Consider the following 19,458-nt stretch of genomic DNA (forward strand, 5'->3'; position numbering starts at 1 on the left):
CCTGATCCCATGCCGAACTCAGAAGTGAAACGCGGTAGCGCCGATGGTAGTGTGGCATTCGCCATGCGAGAGTAGGACACTGCCAGGCACCCAATACAAGAAACCCCGCTCGATGAGCGGGGTTTTTTATTGCCTGCAATTCAGTAAGTCGCCTGATAATTGACCCATCTTATCTCTTCTCCTCTGTTCTTATTGTTACTCGTCGCTGTTTTCTGGTTCCACAAATAGCCTGATGTTCCGCTTGGTACTCTTTCTTCGCTGAACCGCTGTCGCTTTTTCCGGTGGCTCTGGCGTCGTCATATCCTGTGCATCCCATGATCGCCTATACGTCATGATATCTTGCTTGGGATCTCTGCTTCCTGAGTTAGCCGCCCCTTCTGTTTAAGCCGCAACCCCATCGTCCCTGCTTTCTATGACTGTGTTAATCGGCCCTGACTTTATTCCGAAGAGGGGTTATTGGCGGTACCAACATGCAGGAGTTGTGGTCGCTGCGTGTTGTCGTTGTGGTTTGGGGAATAAGAAAGTGGGCTGGGATGTGCGCAGTAACTCAGATCTTCTGAGGTTGATTGGTGATTTTCTGGTGATTATTGAGCCCGCAGGCGGGAAGATTAGGAGGATGTTGAAGAAGACTAATGTGTTGAGAGCTATGAGGAATGACAAATCGCAGGCAAACAAAAAGCCCACGCAACATGATTGCATGGGCTCGGTATGAATGGCGGAGGAGGTGGGATTTGAACCCACGGATGGTCGCCCATCGCCGGTTTTCAAGACCGGTGCATTCAGCCGCTCTGCCACCCCTCCGCAGCAGTGCGGCGAATATTACCATGCTGATCCGGCTTGTAAATCCCTGTCCGGTTTGATTGCTGGTTAATTGCGCGAAATGACATGAAAAAGTGGCAATCAGGGCGCATCAAGCGCTTTTTTGGCCAGATAGCTTGACTTGAAAACAGACTCAACCACTATAGTGGCCTCTATCATATCCTCTGCAAGATAACGTTATGACTATTAAAAATGCCCTGTTTTGCGCGCTGGCTGGTGTGACCCTGCTGGCGACGCCGGTACATGCAAGCGAGCTGACCAAAAGCGATGTCGAGCAAATCGTTCGCGACTATCTGGTCAAGAATCCCGAGATCCTGGTCGAGATGTCCAATGCCCTGCGTGCCAAGCAGGAGAGCCAGCAGGCCGAGAGTGACAAGGCGCTGATCAAGGCTCACTCCAAGCAGCTTTATGCCAATCAGGATCCCGAGATGGGGAATCCGAAGGCGTCGCTGACCATTGTGGAGTTTTTCGATTACAACTGCGGTTACTGCAAACGGGCCCATCCGCTGGTCAAGCAGCTGATGGCGGAAGATAAAGATATCCGTTACATCTACAAGCAGTTCCCCATTCTGAGCGAGTCCTCCTACTTCGCCGCCCGTGCTGCGCTGGCGGTCCAGCTGGGTCAGCCTGACAAGTACCAGGCGTTCCACGAGAAGCTCTATACCCATCAGGGCCCGCTCGCTGATGAAGCACAGGTCAAGCAGTTGGCTGTGGCGGCCGGTGTGGACTGGAGCAAGGTGGAGGCCAAGATCAAGGATGGCAGCATTGACCAGAACCTCGGTACCAACCGTGCGCTGGCTGAAGCGCTAGGTATCTCCGGTACCCCGGCCTTCATCATCGGTGATCAGATCCTGCGCGGTGCCCCGCGTGATCTGGCCAGCCTGAAGGGGTTTATCAAGGACGTGCGCGCCGGTAAGAGCATTCAATAAGCGGTTGTCATGGTCGAGGGCCCAGCGCCTCGGTCAGAAATAGAAAGAGGGTCGGTATCACTACCGGCCCTCTTTTTTATTATGTCCTTTGGCACAAGTGGTCGTCGCGAAAGGACCATAACAACGTGCTCAGGACCCGGCCTGTTGGCCTCAGTAACAAGTATTAGCAGAGTCGTTCGGAGTCTATTGATAAATATTTCACCTTGCAGATGCGTGTCGTGAGCATTGCTTAATTCCGGTCAAGATTTTTTCTGCTGCTTGCCTTAGAATCGCCGCCCGTTGCAGGAGAAACCCCTATGTTAGTTGATATTTTACGGCTGGTTTTTATAGCCGGAGGCCTCGTATTTATTTTCATGCTGGTGCAAGCCTGCTGGCGGAAGAAGCAAAGTGGCTCCTTTGAGGCGACCCCCTTCTGGCCGGTGGCGTTGATCGGTGGGGTTGCCAACTTCCTCGATACCCTGGGGGTGGGCAGCTTTGCGGTAAAGACCGCCTGCTACAAGCAGTTCAAGCTGATCGATGATCGAGTGCTGCCGGGTACCCTCAATGGGCAGTGTGTGCTGCCGACCGTGACTCAGTCGCTGATCTTTGTCGGCGCAGTCGCGGTGGATCCGCTGACGCTGATCAGCATGATGATGGCCGCCGCAGCTGGCGCGGCCTGGGGCGCTCGCCATGTGGCCTCATTTGATCGGCAGACCATCCGGTTGGTGATGGCCATCTCCTTGCTGGTCGTCGCAGGGCTTATCTTTGCCGGTCTGCTGGGTCTTTTCCCTGTAGGCGGCGATGCAATGGGACTCAGCGGCTACAAGTTGGCGATCGCCCTGCTCGGCAACTTCATCTTCGGAGTGCTGATGAATGTCGGTATCGGCCTGTTTGCTCCCTGCATGACGCTGGTTTATCTGCTGGGGATGAATCCGCTGGCGGCGTTTCCCATCATGATGGGCTCCACCGCCGTGCTTAGCGTTTTCTCCGCAGGCACCTTTATCCGCAAAGGGGCGTTTGATGCCAAGGCGGTGCTGGCGGTAGCCATCTTCGGCCCCATCGGTGTGGTGCTGGCCGCCATGCTGGTCAAATCCATGGATATGGAGATGCTGAAGTGGCTGGTTGCCTTTATCGTCATCTATACCTCCTGGACCATGTACGCCTCCTGGCGGGCGGCGCGTCGCTCCCCTGTGCAACTGGCGGTGGAGAGCGCAGGCTAGCCTGTACCAGTGCCGCTTCGGCCTTGGCTCCCAGAAAGACATAGAGGCCAAGTGCCAGCAGCAAACCCACCGCACACCCCATCACTCCGACCGCTGGCCAGAGCAGCTCGTTCTGGCCGAGCGAGCCTTTGAACAGCAGTAACAGCCCCTCGATGGAGACCGCGATCAGAATGGCGGCGATAAAGCGGGTGATGGTGCGGCGAATGGCGCTGTGGCGGAAGATATCCTTATGCAGCAGTACCTCCTCTTCCAGAATGGTCTTGCCCAGATCGAACACTGCCAGTGCCAGCGTCAGAAAGATGATGGCGCTAAAGGCGCCTAGCTGGTTCTGCTGCTCGCCGCACAATAGCTGGTAAAGCTGCTCCAGCCCGTGCCAGATCAGGGTAGCGACGATCAAAAACAGCGCCATGCTGAGCACCACATAGACCGCCTTGAACCAGGGCATGGCGCGGCGGCGCTCCCTGTCTCCCATTAACCAGCCAATCAGCTGATTCAGACAGACGGTGATCTCCCGTCCTTGCCCCTGCACGATAAGGTGCAGTCGGTTATAGGCCGCCGGTGCCGCAGGCTGGATGCTCATCGGCCCCTGATAGTGGTCAATGCTGACGACAAAGGGATACCCCTTGAGCGAGGCAAGGGGGGCGCTGAGCAGCCCCTGCAGTAGCGGGGTCAGCTCTTCCTGATACTCCTGATAGCGCCGCAGCACATCGATGGGGCTCATCTCTGCCATATGGACCTCGGTGACGTGGGCTCTTGTGGTGAATGTGCAAATAGTGGGCCTGCTTTATGACAGGGATGGCGGGGTAAGTTGCACCAGAGAATGACAAATCGGTGGATGACGAGGGGGTAATGCACCAGAAATGGGCGTATTGCCGCCCTGTGTGGTGATGGAGTCTCTGTAATAGAAAAGGGCCCATGACGGGCCCTTTGCGACAACCAGCGGCGATTTAGCCAGCCAGCTTGGCGAAGCTGCGCTCGGCGGCAGCCAAGGTATGTTCGATCTCCTTGTCGCCGTGAGCCAGTGACAGGAAGCCCGCCTCGTAGGCGCTCGGCGCCAGATAGACACCCTCTTCCAGCATTAGATGGTAGAAGCGCTTGAAGCGTTCCATATCGCAGCGAGTAACCTGCTCGTAGCGGGTGATTTCGGGCTCGTCGGTGAAGAAGAAGCCGAACATGCCACCTACATAGTTGATGGCGAGCGGGATGCCGTGCTTGGCTGCGGCCGCTTTCAGTCCCTCGGCAACACGAGCCGTCTTGGCGCTCAGCTGCTCATAGAGACCCGGCTCCAGCAGCAGATCCAGCATGGTCAGACCGGCTGCCATGGCCACCGGGTTGCCGGAGAGAGTACCCGCCTGATAGACAGGGCCGGTCGGTGCTATGTGCTGCATCACCTTCTTCTTGCCGCCGAAGGCGCCAACAGGCATGCCAGCACCGATGATCTTGCCGAGGGTGGTGAGATCCGGGTCGATGTTGTAGTGACCTTGAGCACCGCGCAGGGAGACGCGGAAGCCAGTCATCACCTCGTCCAGGATCAGCAGGGCACCGAACTCGTCACAGATGGCGCGCAGCCCTTCCAGGAAGCCGGGGACCGGCGGGATGCAGTTCATGTTGCCTGCGACCGGCTCGACGATGATACAGGCGATCTCGCTGCCGTACTGAGTGAAGGCTTCACGCACCGACTCCAGATCGTTGAACACGCAGGTCAGGGTGTGTTTGGCGAAGTCGGCCGGAACGCCCGGGCTGTTGGGTTGACCCAGGGTCAGGGCGCCGGAGCCGGCCTTGACCAGCAGGGAGTCGGCGTGGCCGTGGTAGCAGCCCTCGAATTTGACGATCTTGTCGCGGCCAGTGTAGCCGCGGGCCAGACGAATGGCGCTCATGGTGGCTTCGGTGCCGGAGTTCACCATCCGTACCTGCTCCATGGAGGGGACAATCTGGCGCACTTTCTCGGCCATCAACACTTCGATCTCGGTCGGCGCACCGTAGCTCAGCCCTTTCTCAACGGCCTTGATGACGGCAGCCTTGATGGCGGGGTGGTTGTGACCCAGCAGCATGGGGCCCCAGGAGCCGATGTAATCCACGTAGGCCTGACCATCCACATCATAGAGATAGGCGCCATCGGCGTGATCGATGAAGCGGGGCGTGCCGCCGACCCCATTGAAGGCGCGGACCGGTGAGTTGACGCCACCCGGAATGGTCTGGCGGGCCTGTTCAAACAGCTGATCTGATTTTGACATGGATCATCCTTAATGGGATTTTGGTCGTCACACAAGGGATTGCAGCCGATTGAGACTCGGCAGGCTGGAGCATCAGGAGTATGCTTTGCGCTCTCGCCACCCGGACTCTCGGTCTGCTCCCGTGACAAAAATTTAACGGGCCGACTATAGCAGAAAGCCCCAGCCCTGGGCAGCCGAGCAACGCGCCGGGTGATCCTGATCTCAGCTAGCTGACGATATGGTTTTTCCAAGTTGGTGTAACAAGATGGCGCAACAAGCTCTCTCCTCTGAAGCCGATACCTCTTCGCGGGGGCCGCTTTCCCGCATTATCCGGCAAGACAAGATGCCCTTGCTGGTTCTGTTGCTGGCGGCGCTGGTCGGTACCCTGGCCGGACTTGTGTGCGGTCTGTTCGAATCTGGTGTCCACTGGCTGGCAGAACAACGCATCGCCTTGCTGGCCGACCGTCCCTGGTGGCAGCTCGGTCTGCTCGGCTTTGGCTTCAGCGCCTTGTTGGGATTTGTCGGCTACTTCCTGACTCATACTTTTGCCCCGGAAGCGGGTGGTTCCGGCATTCCCGAGATCGAGGGGGCGATGGACGATCTGCGCCCGGTGCGGTGGTGGCGAGTGTTGCCGGTCAAATTCTTCGGCGGCATCTGTACCCTGAGCTCCGGCATGGTGCTGGGGCGGGAGGGACCTTCGGTACAGATCGGCGGCAACCTCGGCAAGATGGTGGCGGATATCTTCCGGTTGCCCAAGGAGCATGGCCATGCCCTGTTGGCCGCCGGTGCGGCGGGCGGTCTGGCGGCAGCCTTCAATGCGCCGCTGGCGGGGATCCTGTTCGTGATGGAGGAGATGCGGCCGCAGTTTCGCTACTCCTTTCTGGCCATCAAGGCGGTGGGGATCTCCGCCATCATGGCGACCTTGATGTTGCAGAACATGAAAGGGCAGGAGGCGGTGATCACTCTGCCCCACTACGATGCGCCAGCCCTCAAGGCGCTCTGGCTGTTCCTTTTTATGGGGGCCACCTTCGGGGTGCTCGGTTTTGTCTTCAACAAGTTGGTGCTGGCCTGTCAGGATGGCTATCTGGCGTTGCACCAGAACAAGCGCCACCGTTTTGTGGCCATCGGCATGCTGGTCGCCGGAACGTTTGGCGTGCTGTCGCTGTTTGCTCCCGCGGTGACGGGGGGCGGCACAGAGCTTATTCCCCATCTGATGGGGGATGAGTATGCGATGGCGACCCTGTTCCTCATCTTTTCGGTGCGGCTGGTCGCGACCCTCATCTGCTTCTGCTCCGGTGCCCCGGGCGGGGTGTTTGCGCCGACCCTGGCGTTGGGCACCCTGTTTGGCGTGGTGTTTGGCCATCTGTTTCATGCGGCGTTTCCGGAGCTTGGCATCGAGCCCGGCGCCTTTGCCATCGCCGGAATGGGGGCGCTGTTTGCTGCCACCGTGCGCGCCCCCATCACCGGTATCGTGCTGGTCACCGAGATGACCGACAACTATCAGCTGATCCTGCCGATGATGATCACCACGGTCGGTGCGACTCTGGTTGCCCAGTGGCTGGGTGGCCGACCCATCTATTCCCAGATCCTGGAGCGAACTTTACGGCTCGCCGCGCGTCAAAAGCGGGGTGATGGCAGCGCCACGGCCAGTTAATTTTTCCCTTTATCGCCTTTGGCCTCGGTCAGGGCGGTATAGTGAAGGGAGAGGCGCTGCCGTAAATGGCGTGATAACGGGATGAGGGGCTATGTCCAATCTATTGAAGTTATTGGTCGTGTTAGCCGTTGGCGGGCTCATCGGTTACTTTGTCGGTAACCGTCAGGAGCTGGCCCAGAGCAGTCTGTTGGTGGTACAGCAGGAGACGCTGGATCGTCAGGGCAAGGCCATCGGCCAGCTCAAGACCGAATTGGGGGTGAAAGATACCCAGTTGGCGACCCAGAAAGCGGCCTTCGAGCAGTTGCAGACCACCCTGAAGAGTCAGGAGGCGCAGGTGCAGGAGCTCAAGCGCCAGCTGGCCTTTTTCGAGCGGATCATGCGCCCCACCGGCGAACAGGTGGGGGTGGTGATCGACAACCTGACCCTGCAGGAGACCAGCATTCCCGGTCGCTACCACTATCGTCTCGCCCTGACCCAGCCCGCCAAGAAGCGGGAGCTGTTCCGTGGTCAGGTGCAGATCCGGGTAGAGGGGAGCCTGGCTGACAAGCCGAAGACGCTGACCGGCCGCGATCTCGGGATGAAGGTGAGCGAGTGGCGCTATGCCCTGCGTTATTTCCAGCTGCTGGAAGGGAATTGGCAGTTGCCGGAAGGCTTTGTGCCGGATCGGATCCGTGTCACCATCAACAAGGACGGCAGGCAACCGGCGCAAGAGCTGCTGGTTGAGTGGGGTGAGGTGATCAAGCCGCTGGTTGCCGCACCGCCAGCTCCGGTTCCCGCTGCCGGTTAAACGTGGTGAATACTTGAACTGAATGGTCGGGTATTGGATAATTTCGCGGTTTCCATGTTTGTGGATCTAATGGTTGTGAGGTCAGTAATGAGTGCAGTAGCAGAAGCCCCGCTGCCCATCCAGATGACGGATGCGGCGGCCAACAAGGTGAAGAACCTGATCACCGAGGAAGAGAATCCCGAGCTGAAGCTGCGGGTATACATCACGGGTGGGGGCTGCTCCGGTTTCCAGTATGGCTTTACCTTTGATGAGAAGATCAACGACGGGGACACCGTAGTCGAGAAGAATGGCGTCACCATGGTGATCGATCCCATGAGTCTGCAATATCTGGTAGGCGGCAGTGTGGATTACACCGAGGGCCTGGAAGGTTCACGCTTTACCGTGACCAACCCTAATGCCACCACGACCTGTGGCTGTGGCTCCAGCTTCTCCATCTGATCGGCGTATCGGTCTGATGAAACGGCTCTCGGCAACGAGGGCTGTTTTTGTTTGTGGTGATCAGTGTGCTCCATCAAACAGCATTTCTCTGAAACAACAAAGGCGCCTTGATGGCGCCTTTGTTGTTTGCAGAATGGCTTAGCGGGAGCTTGCCGCCGCGACCAGCGGGATCCGGTTCACTGCCTTGCCCATGTAGGCGAGGATGATGGTCACAATGATGCAGGTGAAGCTCAGCCACATGTAGGGCAGGTAGTCGAGGGTTGCCACCCCCAGCACCCCGGCCATGAAGATGCCGTTGTCGCTCCAGGGCACCATGCCGCAGGTGAGAGTGCCGCCAAACTCGGCGTTGCGAGAGAGGTTCTTGCGCGCCAGTCCCAGCCGGTCGTAGTTTTTGGCCATGATCTTGGGGGTCAGGATCAGCGACACATACATGGCCGAGCCAAACACGTTGGCCAGAAACGCGGTACCGATGGTGTGGCTGGTCAGGCTGCCGACGCTGTTGATGCGCTTCTCGAAGGCGCTGGCGATCACTTCCAGAATACCGACCTTCTCCAGCAGGCCGCCAAAGCCCAGACCGAAGATGATGACCGCAACCGAACCCAGCATGGACTCCATGCCACCGCGACCGAGAATGTTGTCGATAAAATCGATGCCGGAGGTGATGGCAAACGGACTATAAGCCGAGTGCATCGCCTTGACCGGATCCATGCCCTGGAAGGCGATAGCCCAGATCAGGCCCAGCAGGGCGCCGAAGCTGATCACCGGGAAGGCGGGCTTGCGATTTGCCAACAGGCCCAGCACCAGCACCACCGGCACTATGGCCAGCGGGGTGATGTTGAACTGGTTGTCGAGGGCCTCCATCACCAGATTGACCTGCTCCAGACTGACATTGCCTGAGTATTGCATGCCCACCACGGTGAATAGCACGGCGGTGATGACATAAGAGAGCAGGCTGATAGGCAGCATCCCCTTGATATGCTCCACCACGTCGACGTTGGACATGGTCGAAGCCAGCACTACTGAGTCGGAGAGCGGAGAGAGCTTGTCACCGAAGTAGACGCCGGAGAGCACGGCACCGGCTACCAGCGGCGCAGGCACGCCGAGACTGTGGCCGATCCCCATCATGGCGATACCGGCGGTGGCGGCAGAGCCCCAGGAGGTGCCGGTGGCCAGCGAGGTCAGGGAGCAGATGATCAAGGTTGCCAGCAGGAAGATGGACGGGTGAATCACCTTGAGGCCGAAGTAGATGATGCTGGGGACTATGCCACCGGCAATCCAGGTGCCGACCAGGGCACCGACGGAGACCAGGATCAGGATGGCCCCCATTCCCTTGGCAACGCCGTCAACGGCTGCCTGTTCCAGGGATTTGTAATCGTGGCCGAGTTTGATGCCAAGCCCCATGATGACGAACCAGGCGATGAACAACGCCAGCTGGATCGGCAGATCGAGCACGCTGGTGAACGAGAATGCCAGGGCCAGGAAAATGGCCAGACAGGCAAATACCTGTGCCATGCCCGGTAGTCGGATGTGGTTTTGTTGGTTTTGCATAGATACTTCCTAAACTCTTGCTCGCCAAGGTCACTCCCTCTCGTCCTGTGGATACATCGATCCCGAGGAGGCAACCCAAAAAGAGGCCGCAATCTACCACAAACCCGGCGGGTTAAAGCCCCATCAAATTGGCAAAAATGCACATTTGATTGAAAAAATCACAAATTAGTTGATCTCATAACCCGTTTTTGAGCGGCCTGTTGACACAAAGGGTCACATACGAAGCTTGCCTATGACGCCACTTGCATCCCCAATAGATGCATATGATAATTATTATCAATTGATGGGTGGGGAGAAAATAATGCGCTGGATATTGCGGGGGATGATGTTACTGGCGGCGGTGGCCGTACTCGCATGGGGTCAGGATAAAGAGTACGGCACCTGGAGTGCCGGTTTTCTGTTGGCTGCCTGGGTGATGCTGGAGCCCGGATTGCGCCCCGCCTTGATCTTGCTGCCAGTGGCCGGGTTGACCGGTATCGTTACCCTGCTCTGGCAGCAGCCCTGGTTATGAGCTTTTGACGGGAGCCTGCTTGATCTTCTGCTGTGCCACCTTGAGCGATTCGACCACCAGCTTTTCCATTTCGGTGCGCTTGGCGTCGGTCAGGAAGTAGATCATGTCGACATTGTGGCGAATATAGTGGGCGGGGAGCTGGTTGAGGGTCAGGCAGCAGAGGTCGGCCATCTGATCGCTGTTGAGCTTTTGCTGCAGCCCCTGTTTCTCAATCTCCTTGAGCACCAGATGTTCGTAAAAGTTGTGAATGTCGGTATCCAGTATCATATGCGTTCCTTGGCATGACGATGAGCGGGGAGTCGTCAAAAGCATAGCCATAACAAGGAGTAAAAACAAAAGGCCCATCACTTTTGTGATGGGCCTTTTGCGTAATTAATGGTGCGAAGAGAGGGACTCGAACCCTCACATCCGTGGGACACTAACACCTGAAGCTAGCGCGTCTACCAATTCCGCCACCTTCGCACACTGATTTTTCTCCAGCTGGTTTTTAAATGCGGTTGGAGCGCATTGCTCTGTGTTTACATGTCAGAATCATGGTGCGAAGAGAGGGACTCGAACCCTCACACCCGGGGGGCACTAACACCTGAAGCTAGCGCGTCTACCAATTCCGCCACCTTCGCACATTCGGGTTTCCAGTCTGGATTTACATGCTGTCTGGATAAAGCATGGTGCGAAGAGAGGGACTCGAACCCTCACATCCGTGGGACACTAACACCTGAAGCTAGCGCGTCTACCAATTCCGCCACCTTCGCACATTGTGATACCAGTTTTGATTTACATGCTGTCTGGAGAAGCATGGTGCGAAGAGAGGGACTCGAACCCTCACACCCGGGGGGCACTAACACCTGAAGCTAGCGCGTCTACCAATTCCGCCACCTTCGCACATTCGGGTTTTCTAGTTGGATTTACATGCTGCTGAATCAGCATGGCAGTATTGGTGCGAAGAGAGGGACTCGAACCCTCACATCCGTGGGACACTAACACCTGAAGCTAGCGCGTCTACCAATTCCGCCACCTTCGCATCACTGCGGAGGGGGATTCTATAGAGTTTTGGGGGAGCGTCAACAGCCAAAGGGGACTTTTTTCGCTGTTGACGCCCAAAGTTGCGCCAAGGGTACAAAACTTCAGCAATTAGCTGACGTCTGGCATTCAGTAACGGCCCAATGCGTTCTGATACATCCGTTCATACTGGGTGACCGAGTCAGGCCAGTTGAAGCGGGTACTCATGGCATTGCGCTGCACCTTGGCAAAACGCTCTTTGTCCTGCAGGAAATAGAGCAGGCTGCGGCGCATGGTATCGAGCAGGATGGCGGCAGTCGGATCGTTAAAACAGAAGCCGGTGGCATGCTCGGGATCTGCATCCCAATCCACCACGGTATCTTTCAGACCACCCACGGCGCGCACCAGTGGCAGGGTGCCATAGGCGAGACTGTACATCTGGTTGAGGCCGCAAGGCTCGAACAGAGAGGGCATCAGGAAGAAGTCGGCACCGGCTTCGACCAGATGAGCCAGTCGATCGTCATAGGTGTTGATGAAGGCGAGCTTGCCCGGATAATCCCGGGCCATGGTTTGCAGTTGCGTGGCGAGCGCAGGATCGCCCGAGCCGACGATCACCACTTGTACCTGATGGTGGAGGAATTTCTCCAGCGCAGGGAGCAGCAGGGGAACGCCCTTTTGCTCGGTCAGGCGGCAAACCATGCCGTAGATGGGCAAGTCCGCTATGGCCAGCCCCGCTTCCTGCTGCAGGCTCTCTTTGCAGATCTGTTTGCCAGCCATGTTGTCGATGCTGTAGATCGCAGGCAGGAATTCGTCGAACTCCGGATCCCAGTCCTTGTAGTCGCAGCCGTTGAGGATGCCGCAGAGATCCGCCGCCCGTTGCTGGAAGATATGCGCCATGCCGTGGGCGCCGAGGTGAGTCAGCAGCTCCTGGGCATAGTTGGGACTGACCGCGTTGATCTTGTCGGCGTAGAGCACCCCGCATTTGAGCAGATTAACGTGGCCGTAGTCGTAGTTGATGCGGCGTTCGTAGTCGGCGATCTCGGGCATGGCCCAGAACTGCTCGCGGCCAAACACCCCCTGAAACGCCGCGTTGTGAATGCTGATCACGCTGCGGGTCTGCTGGAAGAAGGGGTTGTGGGCGTGACGGGTTTTCAGCAGCAGTGGCAGCAGGCCGGTGTGCCAGTCATTGCAGTGGGCGATATCCGGGGCAAAGCCGAGCTGCTCGCAGGCATGGAGGGCCGCGGCCGAGAAGAAGGCAAAGCGCTCGCCATTATCCGGATAGGCCTGATTGTTCTCGGCGTAGAGCTGGGGACGATCGAAATATTGCGGGCAGTCGAGCAGATAGACGCAGACGCCATCCAGCTCCATCTGGTAGATGCGATAACCGATATCCGGCAGCCCGGGGTGGGTTGGCAACCAGCGTGACGCCACCAGTCTGGCCTCATCCCGTCGCTTTATCGTCTTGTAGAAGGGCAACATGATCCTGACATCATGTCCCTTCTGGGCCAGGTACATCGGCAGGGCTCTGGCGACATCGGCCAGGCCCCCGGTCTTGACCAGCCCCTCAACTTCCGAGGCAACAAACAGGATTTTCAGTGGGTTAATAGCCAACTCTTGCTCCCTTAGGTACCACCACGATACCGCCTTCGGATACGGTAAATCGCTCTCTATCGTGGTCCAGATTTTCACCGATAACGGTGCCGGGCGCAATTTCAACATTTTTATCTATAATCGCGCGCCGGATGGAGCACCCTTCACCAATCTTCACATCCCCCAGCAGCACGGACTCACTGATATGGCTGCACGCGCCGATATTGCAGCGGAAACCGAGGATGGATCGCTGGATCTGGCTGCCCTGAATGAAGCAACCGGCGGAGATCAGGGAGTTGGCGATCTTCACCTTGCACTCGTCGCTGTCGATGAAGGTAGCAGGTGGCAGCGCCGGATAGTGGGTGTGCAGGGGCCACTTGCGGTTATAGAGGGAGAAGGGGGGATTGTCGGCCACCAGGTCCATGTGCGCTTGCCAATAAGAGTCGAGGGTGCCCACATCCCGCCAGTAGACGTGCGGTTTCTCGCCGGGGATGACGTTGGTGCTGTAGTCATAGACATAGACGGGGGCACGTGGGTAGAGGCTCGGGATCACATCCTTGCCAAAGTCGTGGCTGGAGTTCTCCTCGGCGGCATCCCGCTTCAACTCGCGGCAGAGGGCATCGGTCTCGAAGATGTAGTTGCCCATGGAGACCAGCGCCTGGGTCGGATCGCCGGGAATGTGCTTGGGCTGCTTCGGCTTTTCCTGAAAGCCGATCATCCGCCCTTCGGTATCGACCTCGATCACCCCGAAGGCGCTCGCCTCTTCGATGGGCATGCGCAGGGCTGCGACCGTCATGGCGGCGTTCTTCTGCTTGTGGAAGGTGACCATCTGGCTCACATCCATCTTGTAGATGTGGTCGGAGCCGAAGATGCAGACATGATCCGGTTCGGCCCGCTCGATAAAGCCGAGGTTCTGGTAGATGGCATCGGCGGTGCCGTCATACCAGCGTTTGCCCATCCGCATCTGGGCCGGGATGGGATCGATAAAGCGGTCGGTGATGCCGACGATATTCCACCCCTTCTTCATGTGCAGGTAGAGGGACTGTGATTTGAATTGGGTCAGTACATAGATGCGCAGAAAGTCGGCGTTGACGAAGTTGTTGAGGACAAAGTCGATCAGCCGGTAGCTGCCACCAAAGGGGACGGAAGGCTTGCTGCGGGTAGTGGTCAGAGGCTGCAGGCGAGTACCTTCGCCACCAGCCAGGATCATGGTCAATATGCCTGCCATCGTATTTCTCTCCCTGAATTAACAACATGAAAAGGTTTTCAATGTTCGGTATAAAAACACCCCTAAAGGGGTGGTTTTTATCGTGCGCTTAATACCTTATCAGATGCCGGATGGCGCTCTCTAGCTGTTTTATTGTGCTGCTTACACTTATTTACATTTTGCTCAGATAGACCTTGAATTTGGCATCACTGCTGATCACTTCAGTCCGTTTGAAGTGTGTCTCCAGTATAGGCTGGTAGCGCAAGAAGGCGTTGGCAACAATGGTCAGCGAACCATTTGGCAGCAAAAATGCCGGCGCCTTGGCCAGGAACTGCTCGGTTGCCGCATAGAAGGTTTTGAGACCCGCATGGAATGGCGGGTTGGAGACGATGTGCTGGAAACGAGTGGAGACATCCGAATAGACATCGGAAGCGGTGACCTTGCCCTGCAGACCGTTGATCGCCAGGGTGCGGCGGCTCGATTCGAGTGCCAGTGCGCTGATATCCACCATGTTGACCCGCAGATCCGGATTGCGCTTGGCCAGCACAGACCCAATCACCCCGGCGCCACAACCGAAATCGAGCAATTCGCCCGTCATCGGCGGCATGGCGGCCAGCAGCATCTGGGTGCCGAGATCCAGCTCGGCGGCACTGAAGACGCCGGGCAGCGCCAGCACGGTCAGCTCGGTATCACCCGCCTTGCACTGATAGCGGCCAAACCAGCTATCCAGATTGAAAGGTTCAACCGGCTTGCTCAGCTCACCGTGATAGAGGGAGCAGCGGCGCGCTGAATCGCGCTTGATCGGCTTTTCGCCATAGGGGGCCAGCAGCTTGTCGGCGCTATTGATGCCGCCGCGGTTTTCACCGGCGAGGAACAGGTCGGCACCCGCTTCCAGCAAGGGGGTCATCATGGCCAGCAGATATTGTGCCTCGGCCTTGGCCTTGGGCATCAGCAGCAACAGGGCATCGAAGCGCGGGGCTCCACCGAGCTGGTGGTCGAACAGGATAGCCTCGCCGAGGGCGGCCTGCTGGCTGCGGTAGTAGCAGTAATCGGTGGTAAAGACGGTCAGGGTCCGGGCCAGGCTCGCCAGCTGGCGGGGGTAGTCATCCTCCAGCGCGCCGCAGACAAGTAGCCGCTTGCCGACAAAGAGGGCTTGGTTTCGTTCCAGCATCTGGCTGACGGCACTGATTGGGCTGCTCATCGGGTCTCTCCACGCAATTTTGGGCGGCCATTATACATAGCCCCTTTCGCCTTGACATTTATGCCGTGTTCCCGAAATATGCCCAGACACCATTTTTTGACCAGAGATGACGAAATGCGGTTCAACGGGTTGAAACGAAAGCACAAAAAAAGCCTGAAATTCGGGCCTGCCGACGTTCGCGCGTAACCTCTCATCCCTGAGAAGCTTCAAACCCCGGTTGCGCACATCGTACCGGGGTTTTTTATTGCCATATGCGCGTCATTTAGGAGAAGGAGATCCCATGTTTCAAGGTTCAATCGTTGCGTTGATCACCCCGTTTCGACAGGGAAAGCTGGATGAAGAGGCGCTGTTGCGTCTGGTGGAGTGGCATATTGAACAGGGTACTCACGGCATTGTGCCGGTGGGTACCACGGGTGAGAGCCCGACCCTGACCCACGACGAGCACTGTCGGGTGGTGGAGCTGGTGGTCAAACAGGTCGCTGGTCGCATTCCGGTGATTGCCGGGGCCGGTTCCAACAATCCGGTCGAAGCCATCGAGTACACCCTCCATGCCGAGCGTGTGGGGGCTGATGCTACTCTGCATGTGGCCGGTTACTACAACCGCCCCAATCAGGAGGGGCTCTACCACCACTTCAAGGCGGTACACGATGCCACCGCCAAGCCGATCATCGTCTACAACATTCCGCCGCGCGCCATCGTTGACGTGCAACCAGCGACCCTAGCCCGTCTGGCTGAACTGCCGCGCATTGCCGGGGTAAAAGATGCCACCGGCGATCTGGCCCGCCCCTGGACCGAGCGCCAGCTGATCAAAAAGCCCTTCGCCTGGCTCTCCGGTGAGGATGCCACTGCGGTTGCTTACAACATCGGCGGCGGTCAGGGCTGTATCTCTGTGACCGCCAACGTGGCGCCCAAGCTAGTGGCCGAGGTTCAAAATTTGGCGCTGGCTGGCAAGTGGCAAGAAGCGCGTGAGCTGCAAGACAAGCTGATTCCGCTCCATCAGGCGATGTTTGCCGAGCCGAGCCCGGCCGGTGCCAAGTATGCCGCCTCTCTGCTCGGTTTCTGCAGCGAGGAGTGCCGTCTGCCGGTGATGCCGCTGTCAGAAGCGACTCGCGATCGCATTCGCAGCGCCATGCAGCAGCTCAACCTGCTGTAATGCAAAACGGGTGAGCCAAGGCTCACCCGTTTTGTTTTCGGCTTTTGTTTCCGGTCTTTATTTCCGACCTTTAGTACCGGTATGGCCACGCTCAGGCTGCGTGATGCAGCCATGCGGCGATGGCCAGCTGCAACTCGACATACGCCGGATAGGGGAAGAGATCGGCCAGCTCGGCAGGCCACTCGTCATGCTCGCCCGATTGGGCTTGCAGATGTGCGTGCAGGCTGGTCAGGGCGGGTAGCCAGGGCGCTGGTTGTGGCAGCGCGGCCGCAGTGCGGGCGACCAGGTCGATCCCTAGGCACAGGGCCGCGGGTGCCTGCTGTTGAATGCCTTTATCCTGAGGATGCTCCAGCCAGAGTTGCTCGTGATGCTGCCAGTGGCGCAGCCCCTCGCCTATCCCCGTTATGCCATCCATACCTTCATGTTCGACCAGCGCCTGCAGGGCCAGCGGTTTGCCAAGACCAGCCAGTCGATAGCCGCGCTGGGCCTTGGATTGGGCACCGAGACGCAGCCCACCAAGCTTGGCGAGGCGTTGGGCCAGCGCAAACAGCGCCGCGGTAGCGCCGGATTTGAGCTCCAGTTCCAGCTCGTTGATGGTGGTGCTGCCCTGACTGCCGACGATCTCTCCCTGATCCCAGGCCAGCTCAATCTCGGCCCCCTCGAAGACGATCAGCCAGTGGCGGCGCAGGAAGTCGGTGCGAAACTGGGCGACCAGCTGCTGCTGAATCTGGTCACGCTCGGTCAGGGTCGGCCAAATTTCATCGGGAAAGGCCGAGAGGGTCGGCAGATCGCCGCTGACAGGGGCGTTGTACTCGGGTCTGGCGTGCAGGCCGCCCACCACCTGGCCGCGGCATTTGATGGTTTGTTCGGCGAAGGCATCGCAGCGGCGAATGCGTAGCCCCATATCCAGACGACGAAGGTCGAGGGTCGGCGTATCGAAATAGACGTTGCCGAGCTGCTGTTGTGACGATTCTTTAATCTCAAGAGAATTCAGCAGGTTGGATAACTTGGCTTGAATGTCGCGGGCGACAAAAAACTTTATCTCGATCTCAGTTTGCATACTCATTCCGGGCTGGCAGGCAACTTTGGGGGGGCAGGAATCGGGTCGCGGGGATATAATGCCCGCGAGACGACTAGATTAATTCGCGGTTTAATTGAGGGCGCAGTTCGGTTACCATGCGCGCCTCATAAAATCGTATCGAGTGTTTTTTCACCGACACAGGTTTGGCCATGCCAGTAAATACTATTTTGGGGCTTTTTGCCAAGTCCCCCATCAAGCCGCTGCAGAAGCATATCGTCAAGGTTCACCAGTGCTCCCAGCAGTTGGTTCCCTTCTTTGACGCCGTTGCCGAAGACCGTTGGGAAGATGCCGAGAAGATCCGGCAGCAGATCGCCCAACTGGAAAAAGAGGCAGATACCCTCAAGCGTGAAATCCGTCTGAAACTGCCTCGCGGCCTGTTCCTGCCGGTTGCACGTACCGACCTGCTGGAGCTGTTGACCCAGCAAGACAAGATTGCCAACCGTGCCAAGGATATCTCCGGCCGCATGCTTGGTCGTCGCATGGAGTTCCCCGCCGAAATGCGGACGGATTTCATGGCTTACCTCAAACGTTGTATTGATGCGACCGCTCAGGCCGAGAAAGCGATCGGGGAGCTCGACGAGCTGCTCGAGACCGGCTTCAAAGGACGGGAAGTGGAAATGGTTGCCGAGATGATCCATCAGCTGGATCTGATCGAGGACGATACAGACACCATGCAGATCGGACTGCGCCAACAGCTGCAAGCGGTTGAGCACAATTACAATCCGATCGATGTGATGTTCCTTTACAAGATCCTCGAATGGGTAGGTGACCTGGCAGATCAGGCTGAGCGCGTAGGCGCCCGTCTGGAACTGATGCTGGCTCGTTCGTAATCGACTGACTGGGTAAACACTACTAATGGACATTATCGCGAATTACGGCACCACTCTGGTGCTCGTGGCGGCCTTGTTCGGCTTTTTGATGGCTTGGGGCATTGGCGCGAATGACGTGGCCAACGCCATGGGAACATCGGTCGGCACCAAATCCCTGACCATCCGTCAGGCGATCATCATTGCCATGATCTTCGAATTTGCCGGTGCCTATCTGGCCGGTGGCGAAGTGACGGCCACCATCCGTAACGGCATCATCGACAGCAATGCGTTTGTCGATAGCCCGGACCTGCTGGTGCTCGGTATGATCGCCTCCCTGCTGGCGGCAGGCGCCTGGTTGATCCTCGCCTCCTACTTCGGCTGGCCTGTCTCGACCACTCACTCCATCATCGGCGCCATCGTCGGTTTTGCGGTGGTGAGCATTGGCCCGGAAGCGGTGCAGTGGAGCAAGTTTGGCGGCATCGTCGGCTCCTGGGTCATCACCCCGGCCATCTCAGGTGTCATCGCCTACTTCATGTTCATCAGCGTGCAGAAGCTTATCTTCAACACCGATGACCCCCTGAACAACGCCAAGCGCTATGTGCCGTTCTACATGTTCCTGACTGCGCTGGTGATCTGTCTGGTGACCATCAAGAAGGGGCTGACCCACGTCGGTCTGCACCTGAGCGATGGCGAGGGCATTCTGCTTTCCATCGCCATCTCCATCGCAGTGGCGTTTGCCGGCTGGATCTACATTCGCGGCCAGAAGTACAACCCGCAGGATGACAGCAAGATGCACTTCGCCAATGTGGAGAAGGTGTTCGGCATCCTGATGGTGATCACCGCCTGTGCCATGGCCTTTGCCCACGGCTCCAACGATGTGGCCAACGCCATTGGCCCGCTCTCTGCGGTGGCCTCTATCGTGGCTTCCGGTGGCGAGATTTCCAGTCAGGCAGCCATTGCCTGGTGGATCCTGCCGCTGGGCGGTATCGGTATCGTGATCGGTCTGGCGACCATGGGCGAGAAGGTGATGGCGACGGTCGGTACCGGCATCACTCACCTGACCCCGAGCCGTGGTTTTGCTGCCCAGCTGGCGACTGCCGCGACAGTGGTGATTGCCTCCGGTACCGGTCTGCCCATCTCCACCACCCAGACCCTGGTCGGTGCTGTGATGGGTGTCGGTCTGGCGCGCGGTATTGCGGCGCTGAACCTGGGGGTACTGCGCAACATCGTGGTCTCCTGGATCATCACCCTGCCTGCCGGTGCCATTCTGGCTATCGCGATCTTCTACGTGCTGCAGGCTTGCTTCTCCTAATCGAAGCG

At 58.0% G+C, this 19,458-nt stretch carries 17 protein-coding genes, 6 tRNA genes and 1 rRNA gene; 10 read left to right on the forward strand and 14 right to left on the reverse strand.

Annotation, left to right across the window (positions count from 1 at the left end; all coding sequences use genetic code 11):
- Window positions 1–88, forward strand: a 5S ribosomal RNA gene (gene rrf / locus ACB035_RS12515); the annotation flags it as partial.
- A 625-nt stretch (window positions 89–713) separates the two neighbouring features.
- Here rrf and ACB035_RS12520 read toward each other — a convergent pair.
- A tRNA-Ser gene (locus tag ACB035_RS12520) sits at window positions 714–801 on the reverse strand.
- Window positions 802–998: 197 nt separating this feature from the next.
- Between ACB035_RS12520 and ACB035_RS12525 the strand changes: the two genes are divergently transcribed.
- A complete protein-coding gene (locus ACB035_RS12525; protein WP_042084194.1) occupies window positions 999–1,748 on the forward strand; it encodes a DsbA family protein in 750 nt (249 codons plus the stop codon).
- Window positions 1,749–2,044: 296 nt separating this feature from the next.
- A complete protein-coding gene (locus ACB035_RS12530) occupies window positions 2,045–2,947 on the forward strand; it encodes a sulfite exporter TauE/SafE family protein (RefSeq protein WP_201937710.1) in 903 nt (300 codons plus the stop codon).
- Here ACB035_RS12530 and ACB035_RS12535 read toward each other — a convergent pair.
- Both ACB035_RS12535 and hemL read right to left on the reverse strand, forming a co-directional pair.
- On the reverse strand, window positions 2,862–3,677 hold the full coding sequence (locus ACB035_RS12535; protein WP_371167388.1) for a hypothetical protein: 816 nt from the start codon (window positions 3,675–3,677) through the stop codon (window positions 2,862–2,864). The genes ACB035_RS12530 and ACB035_RS12535 overlap by 86 nt on opposite strands.
- 217 nt (window positions 3,678–3,894) lie before the next feature.
- Window positions 3,895–5,181, reverse strand: a complete 1,287-nt coding sequence (gene hemL, locus ACB035_RS12540; RefSeq protein WP_058058558.1) for a glutamate-1-semialdehyde 2,1-aminomutase — start codon at window positions 5,179–5,181, stop codon at window positions 3,895–3,897.
- Between the two features lie 244 nt (window positions 5,182–5,425).
- Here hemL and clcA point away from each other — a divergent pair, with 244 nt between their 5' ends.
- The 3 genes from clcA to erpA all read left to right on the forward strand — a co-directional run bounded on the left by clcA (window position 5,426) and on the right by erpA (window position 8,039).
- Window positions 5,426–6,814: a H(+)/Cl(-) exchange transporter ClcA gene (gene clcA, locus ACB035_RS12545; RefSeq protein WP_371167389.1), complete on the forward strand. Its 1,389-nt coding sequence runs from the start codon at window positions 5,426–5,428 to the stop codon at window positions 6,812–6,814.
- 91 nt (window positions 6,815–6,905) lie between these two features.
- Entirely contained in the window at window positions 6,906–7,601 is a 696-nt protein-coding gene (locus ACB035_RS12550; RefSeq protein WP_005343032.1) for a DUF6776 family protein, read from the forward strand.
- A gap of 87 nt (window positions 7,602–7,688) precedes the next feature.
- Window positions 7,689–8,039 carry an iron-sulfur cluster insertion protein ErpA gene (erpA, locus tag ACB035_RS12555; protein WP_005340225.1) on the forward strand — a complete coding sequence of 117 codons (351 nt, stop codon included), beginning with the start codon at window positions 7,689–7,691 and terminating at the stop codon, window positions 8,037–8,039.
- Between the two features lie 138 nt (window positions 8,040–8,177).
- On the opposite strand, the gene nhaC is transcribed toward erpA, so the two are convergent.
- Window positions 8,178–9,587, reverse strand: coding sequence for a Na+/H+ antiporter NhaC (nhaC, locus tag ACB035_RS12560; RefSeq protein ID WP_236297999.1), 1,410 nt, complete (start codon window positions 9,585–9,587; stop codon window positions 8,178–8,180).
- 301 nt (window positions 9,588–9,888) lie between these two features.
- Between nhaC and ACB035_RS12565 the strand changes: the two genes are divergently transcribed.
- Window positions 9,889–10,098 (forward strand): hypothetical protein, encoded by a 210-nt coding sequence (locus ACB035_RS12565; RefSeq protein WP_005340228.1) that lies wholly within the window; start codon window positions 9,889–9,891, stop codon window positions 10,096–10,098.
- On the opposite strand, the gene ACB035_RS12570 is transcribed toward ACB035_RS12565, so the two are convergent.
- The 9 genes from ACB035_RS12570 to rsmC form a co-directional block, all read right to left on the reverse strand.
- Window positions 10,093–10,365 carry a late competence development ComFB family protein gene (locus ACB035_RS12570; RefSeq protein WP_005343036.1) on the reverse strand — a complete coding sequence of 91 codons (273 nt, stop codon included), beginning with the start codon at window positions 10,363–10,365 and terminating at the stop codon, window positions 10,093–10,095. The two genes, ACB035_RS12565 and ACB035_RS12570, sit on opposite strands and share 6 nt — an antisense overlap.
- A 109-nt stretch (window positions 10,366–10,474) precedes the next feature.
- Window positions 10,475–10,560, reverse strand: a tRNA-Leu gene (locus ACB035_RS12575).
- Between the two features lie 72 nt (window positions 10,561–10,632).
- Window positions 10,633–10,718 (reverse strand) — tRNA-Leu (locus tag ACB035_RS12580).
- Window positions 10,719–10,764: 46 nt separating this feature from the next.
- A tRNA-Leu gene (locus tag ACB035_RS12585) sits at window positions 10,765–10,850 on the reverse strand.
- Between the two features lie 44 nt (window positions 10,851–10,894).
- Window positions 10,895–10,980, reverse strand: a tRNA-Leu gene (locus ACB035_RS12590).
- Between the two features lie 53 nt (window positions 10,981–11,033).
- Window positions 11,034–11,119: transfer RNA gene (locus ACB035_RS12595), tRNA-Leu, on the reverse strand.
- Window positions 11,120–11,247: 128 nt separating this feature from the next.
- On the reverse strand, window positions 11,248–12,708 hold the full coding sequence (gene glgA / locus ACB035_RS12600; RefSeq protein ID WP_371167390.1) for a glycogen synthase GlgA: 1,461 nt from the start codon (window positions 12,706–12,708) through the stop codon (window positions 11,248–11,250).
- Window positions 12,698–13,915 carry a glucose-1-phosphate adenylyltransferase gene (glgC, locus tag ACB035_RS12605; RefSeq protein WP_005340236.1) on the reverse strand — a complete coding sequence of 406 codons (1,218 nt, stop codon included), beginning with the start codon at window positions 13,913–13,915 and terminating at the stop codon, window positions 12,698–12,700. The genes glgA and glgC overlap by 11 nt, the downstream gene beginning before the upstream one ends.
- A 151-nt stretch (window positions 13,916–14,066) precedes the next feature.
- Entirely contained in the window at window positions 14,067–15,095 is a 1,029-nt protein-coding gene (gene rsmC / locus ACB035_RS12610) for a 16S rRNA (guanine(1207)-N(2))-methyltransferase RsmC (RefSeq protein WP_371167391.1), read from the reverse strand.
- A gap of 280 nt (window positions 15,096–15,375) precedes the next feature.
- Between rsmC and dapA the strand changes: the two genes are divergently transcribed.
- Entirely contained in the window at window positions 15,376–16,248 is an 873-nt protein-coding gene (gene dapA / locus ACB035_RS12615; RefSeq protein WP_371167392.1) for a 4-hydroxy-tetrahydrodipicolinate synthase, read from the forward strand.
- Window positions 16,249–16,339: 91 nt separating this feature from the next.
- Here dapA and ACB035_RS12620 read toward each other — a convergent pair whose 3' ends face one another.
- Window positions 16,340–17,308 carry an inorganic triphosphatase gene (locus ACB035_RS12620; protein ID WP_371167393.1) on the reverse strand — a complete coding sequence of 323 codons (969 nt, stop codon included), beginning with the start codon at window positions 17,306–17,308 and terminating at the stop codon, window positions 16,340–16,342.
- A 170-nt stretch (window positions 17,309–17,478) separates the two neighbouring features.
- On the opposite strand from ACB035_RS12620, the gene ACB035_RS12625 reads away from it, so the two are divergent.
- Together ACB035_RS12625 and ACB035_RS12630 are read left to right on the forward strand one after the other, a co-directional pair.
- Complete coding sequence (locus ACB035_RS12625; protein ID WP_005340244.1) at window positions 17,479–18,159, forward strand: TIGR00153 family protein; 681 nt, start codon at window positions 17,479–17,481, stop codon at window positions 18,157–18,159.
- A gap of 25 nt (window positions 18,160–18,184) precedes the next feature.
- On the forward strand, window positions 18,185–19,450 hold the full coding sequence (locus ACB035_RS12630; protein ID WP_005343043.1) for an inorganic phosphate transporter: 1,266 nt from the start codon (window positions 18,185–18,187) through the stop codon (window positions 19,448–19,450).
- The last annotated feature ends 8 nt before the right edge of the window (window positions 19,451–19,458 follow it).

It is taken from the genome of Aeromonas sp. S12(2024), assembly GCF_041402305.1.
GTDB classification, from domain to species: Bacteria; Pseudomonadota; Gammaproteobacteria; order Enterobacterales; family Aeromonadaceae; genus Aeromonas; species Aeromonas veronii.

Bases quoted from the DNA above. Each gene is read 5' to 3' on its own strand.
- clcA (WP_371167389.1), top strand. From the start codon at position 5,426: ATGGCGCAACAAGCTCTCTCCTCTGAAGCCGATACCTCTTCGCGGGGG.
- ACB035_RS12620 (WP_371167393.1), bottom strand. From the start codon at position 17,308: ATGCAAACTGAGATCGAGATAAAGTTTTTTGTCGCCCGCGACATTCAA.
- ACB035_RS12625 (WP_005340244.1), top strand. From the start codon at position 17,479: ATGCCAGTAAATACTATTTTGGGGCTTTTTGCCAAGTCCCCCATCAAG.
- dapA (WP_371167392.1), top strand. From the start codon at position 15,376: ATGTTTCAAGGTTCAATCGTTGCGTTGATCACCCCGTTTCGACAGGGA.
- rsmC (WP_371167391.1), bottom strand. From the start codon at position 15,095: ATGAGCAGCCCAATCAGTGCCGTCAGCCAGATGCTGGAACGAAACCAA.
- ACB035_RS12525 (WP_042084194.1), top strand. From the start codon at position 999: ATGACTATTAAAAATGCCCTGTTTTGCGCGCTGGCTGGTGTGACCCTG.
- ACB035_RS12565 (WP_005340228.1), top strand. From the start codon at position 9,889: ATGCGCTGGATATTGCGGGGGATGATGTTACTGGCGGCGGTGGCCGTA.
- nhaC (WP_236297999.1), bottom strand. From the start codon at position 9,587: ATGCAAAACCAACAAAACCACATCCGACTACCGGGCATGGCACAGGTA.
- erpA (WP_005340225.1), top strand. From the start codon at position 7,689: ATGAGTGCAGTAGCAGAAGCCCCGCTGCCCATCCAGATGACGGATGCG.
- glgC (WP_005340236.1), bottom strand. From the start codon at position 13,915: ATGGCAGGCATATTGACCATGATCCTGGCTGGTGGCGAAGGTACTCGC.
- ACB035_RS12630 (WP_005343043.1), top strand. From the start codon at position 18,185: ATGGACATTATCGCGAATTACGGCACCACTCTGGTGCTCGTGGCGGCC.
- ACB035_RS12530 (WP_201937710.1), top strand. From the start codon at position 2,045: ATGTTAGTTGATATTTTACGGCTGGTTTTTATAGCCGGAGGCCTCGTA.
- ACB035_RS12550 (WP_005343032.1), top strand. From the start codon at position 6,906: ATGTCCAATCTATTGAAGTTATTGGTCGTGTTAGCCGTTGGCGGGCTC.
- ACB035_RS12570 (WP_005343036.1), bottom strand. From the start codon at position 10,365: ATGATACTGGATACCGACATTCACAACTTTTACGAACATCTGGTGCTC.
- ACB035_RS12535 (WP_371167388.1), bottom strand. From the start codon at position 3,677: ATGGCAGAGATGAGCCCCATCGATGTGCTGCGGCGCTATCAGGAGTAT.
- hemL (WP_058058558.1), bottom strand. From the start codon at position 5,181: ATGTCAAAATCAGATCAGCTGTTTGAACAGGCCCGCCAGACCATTCCG.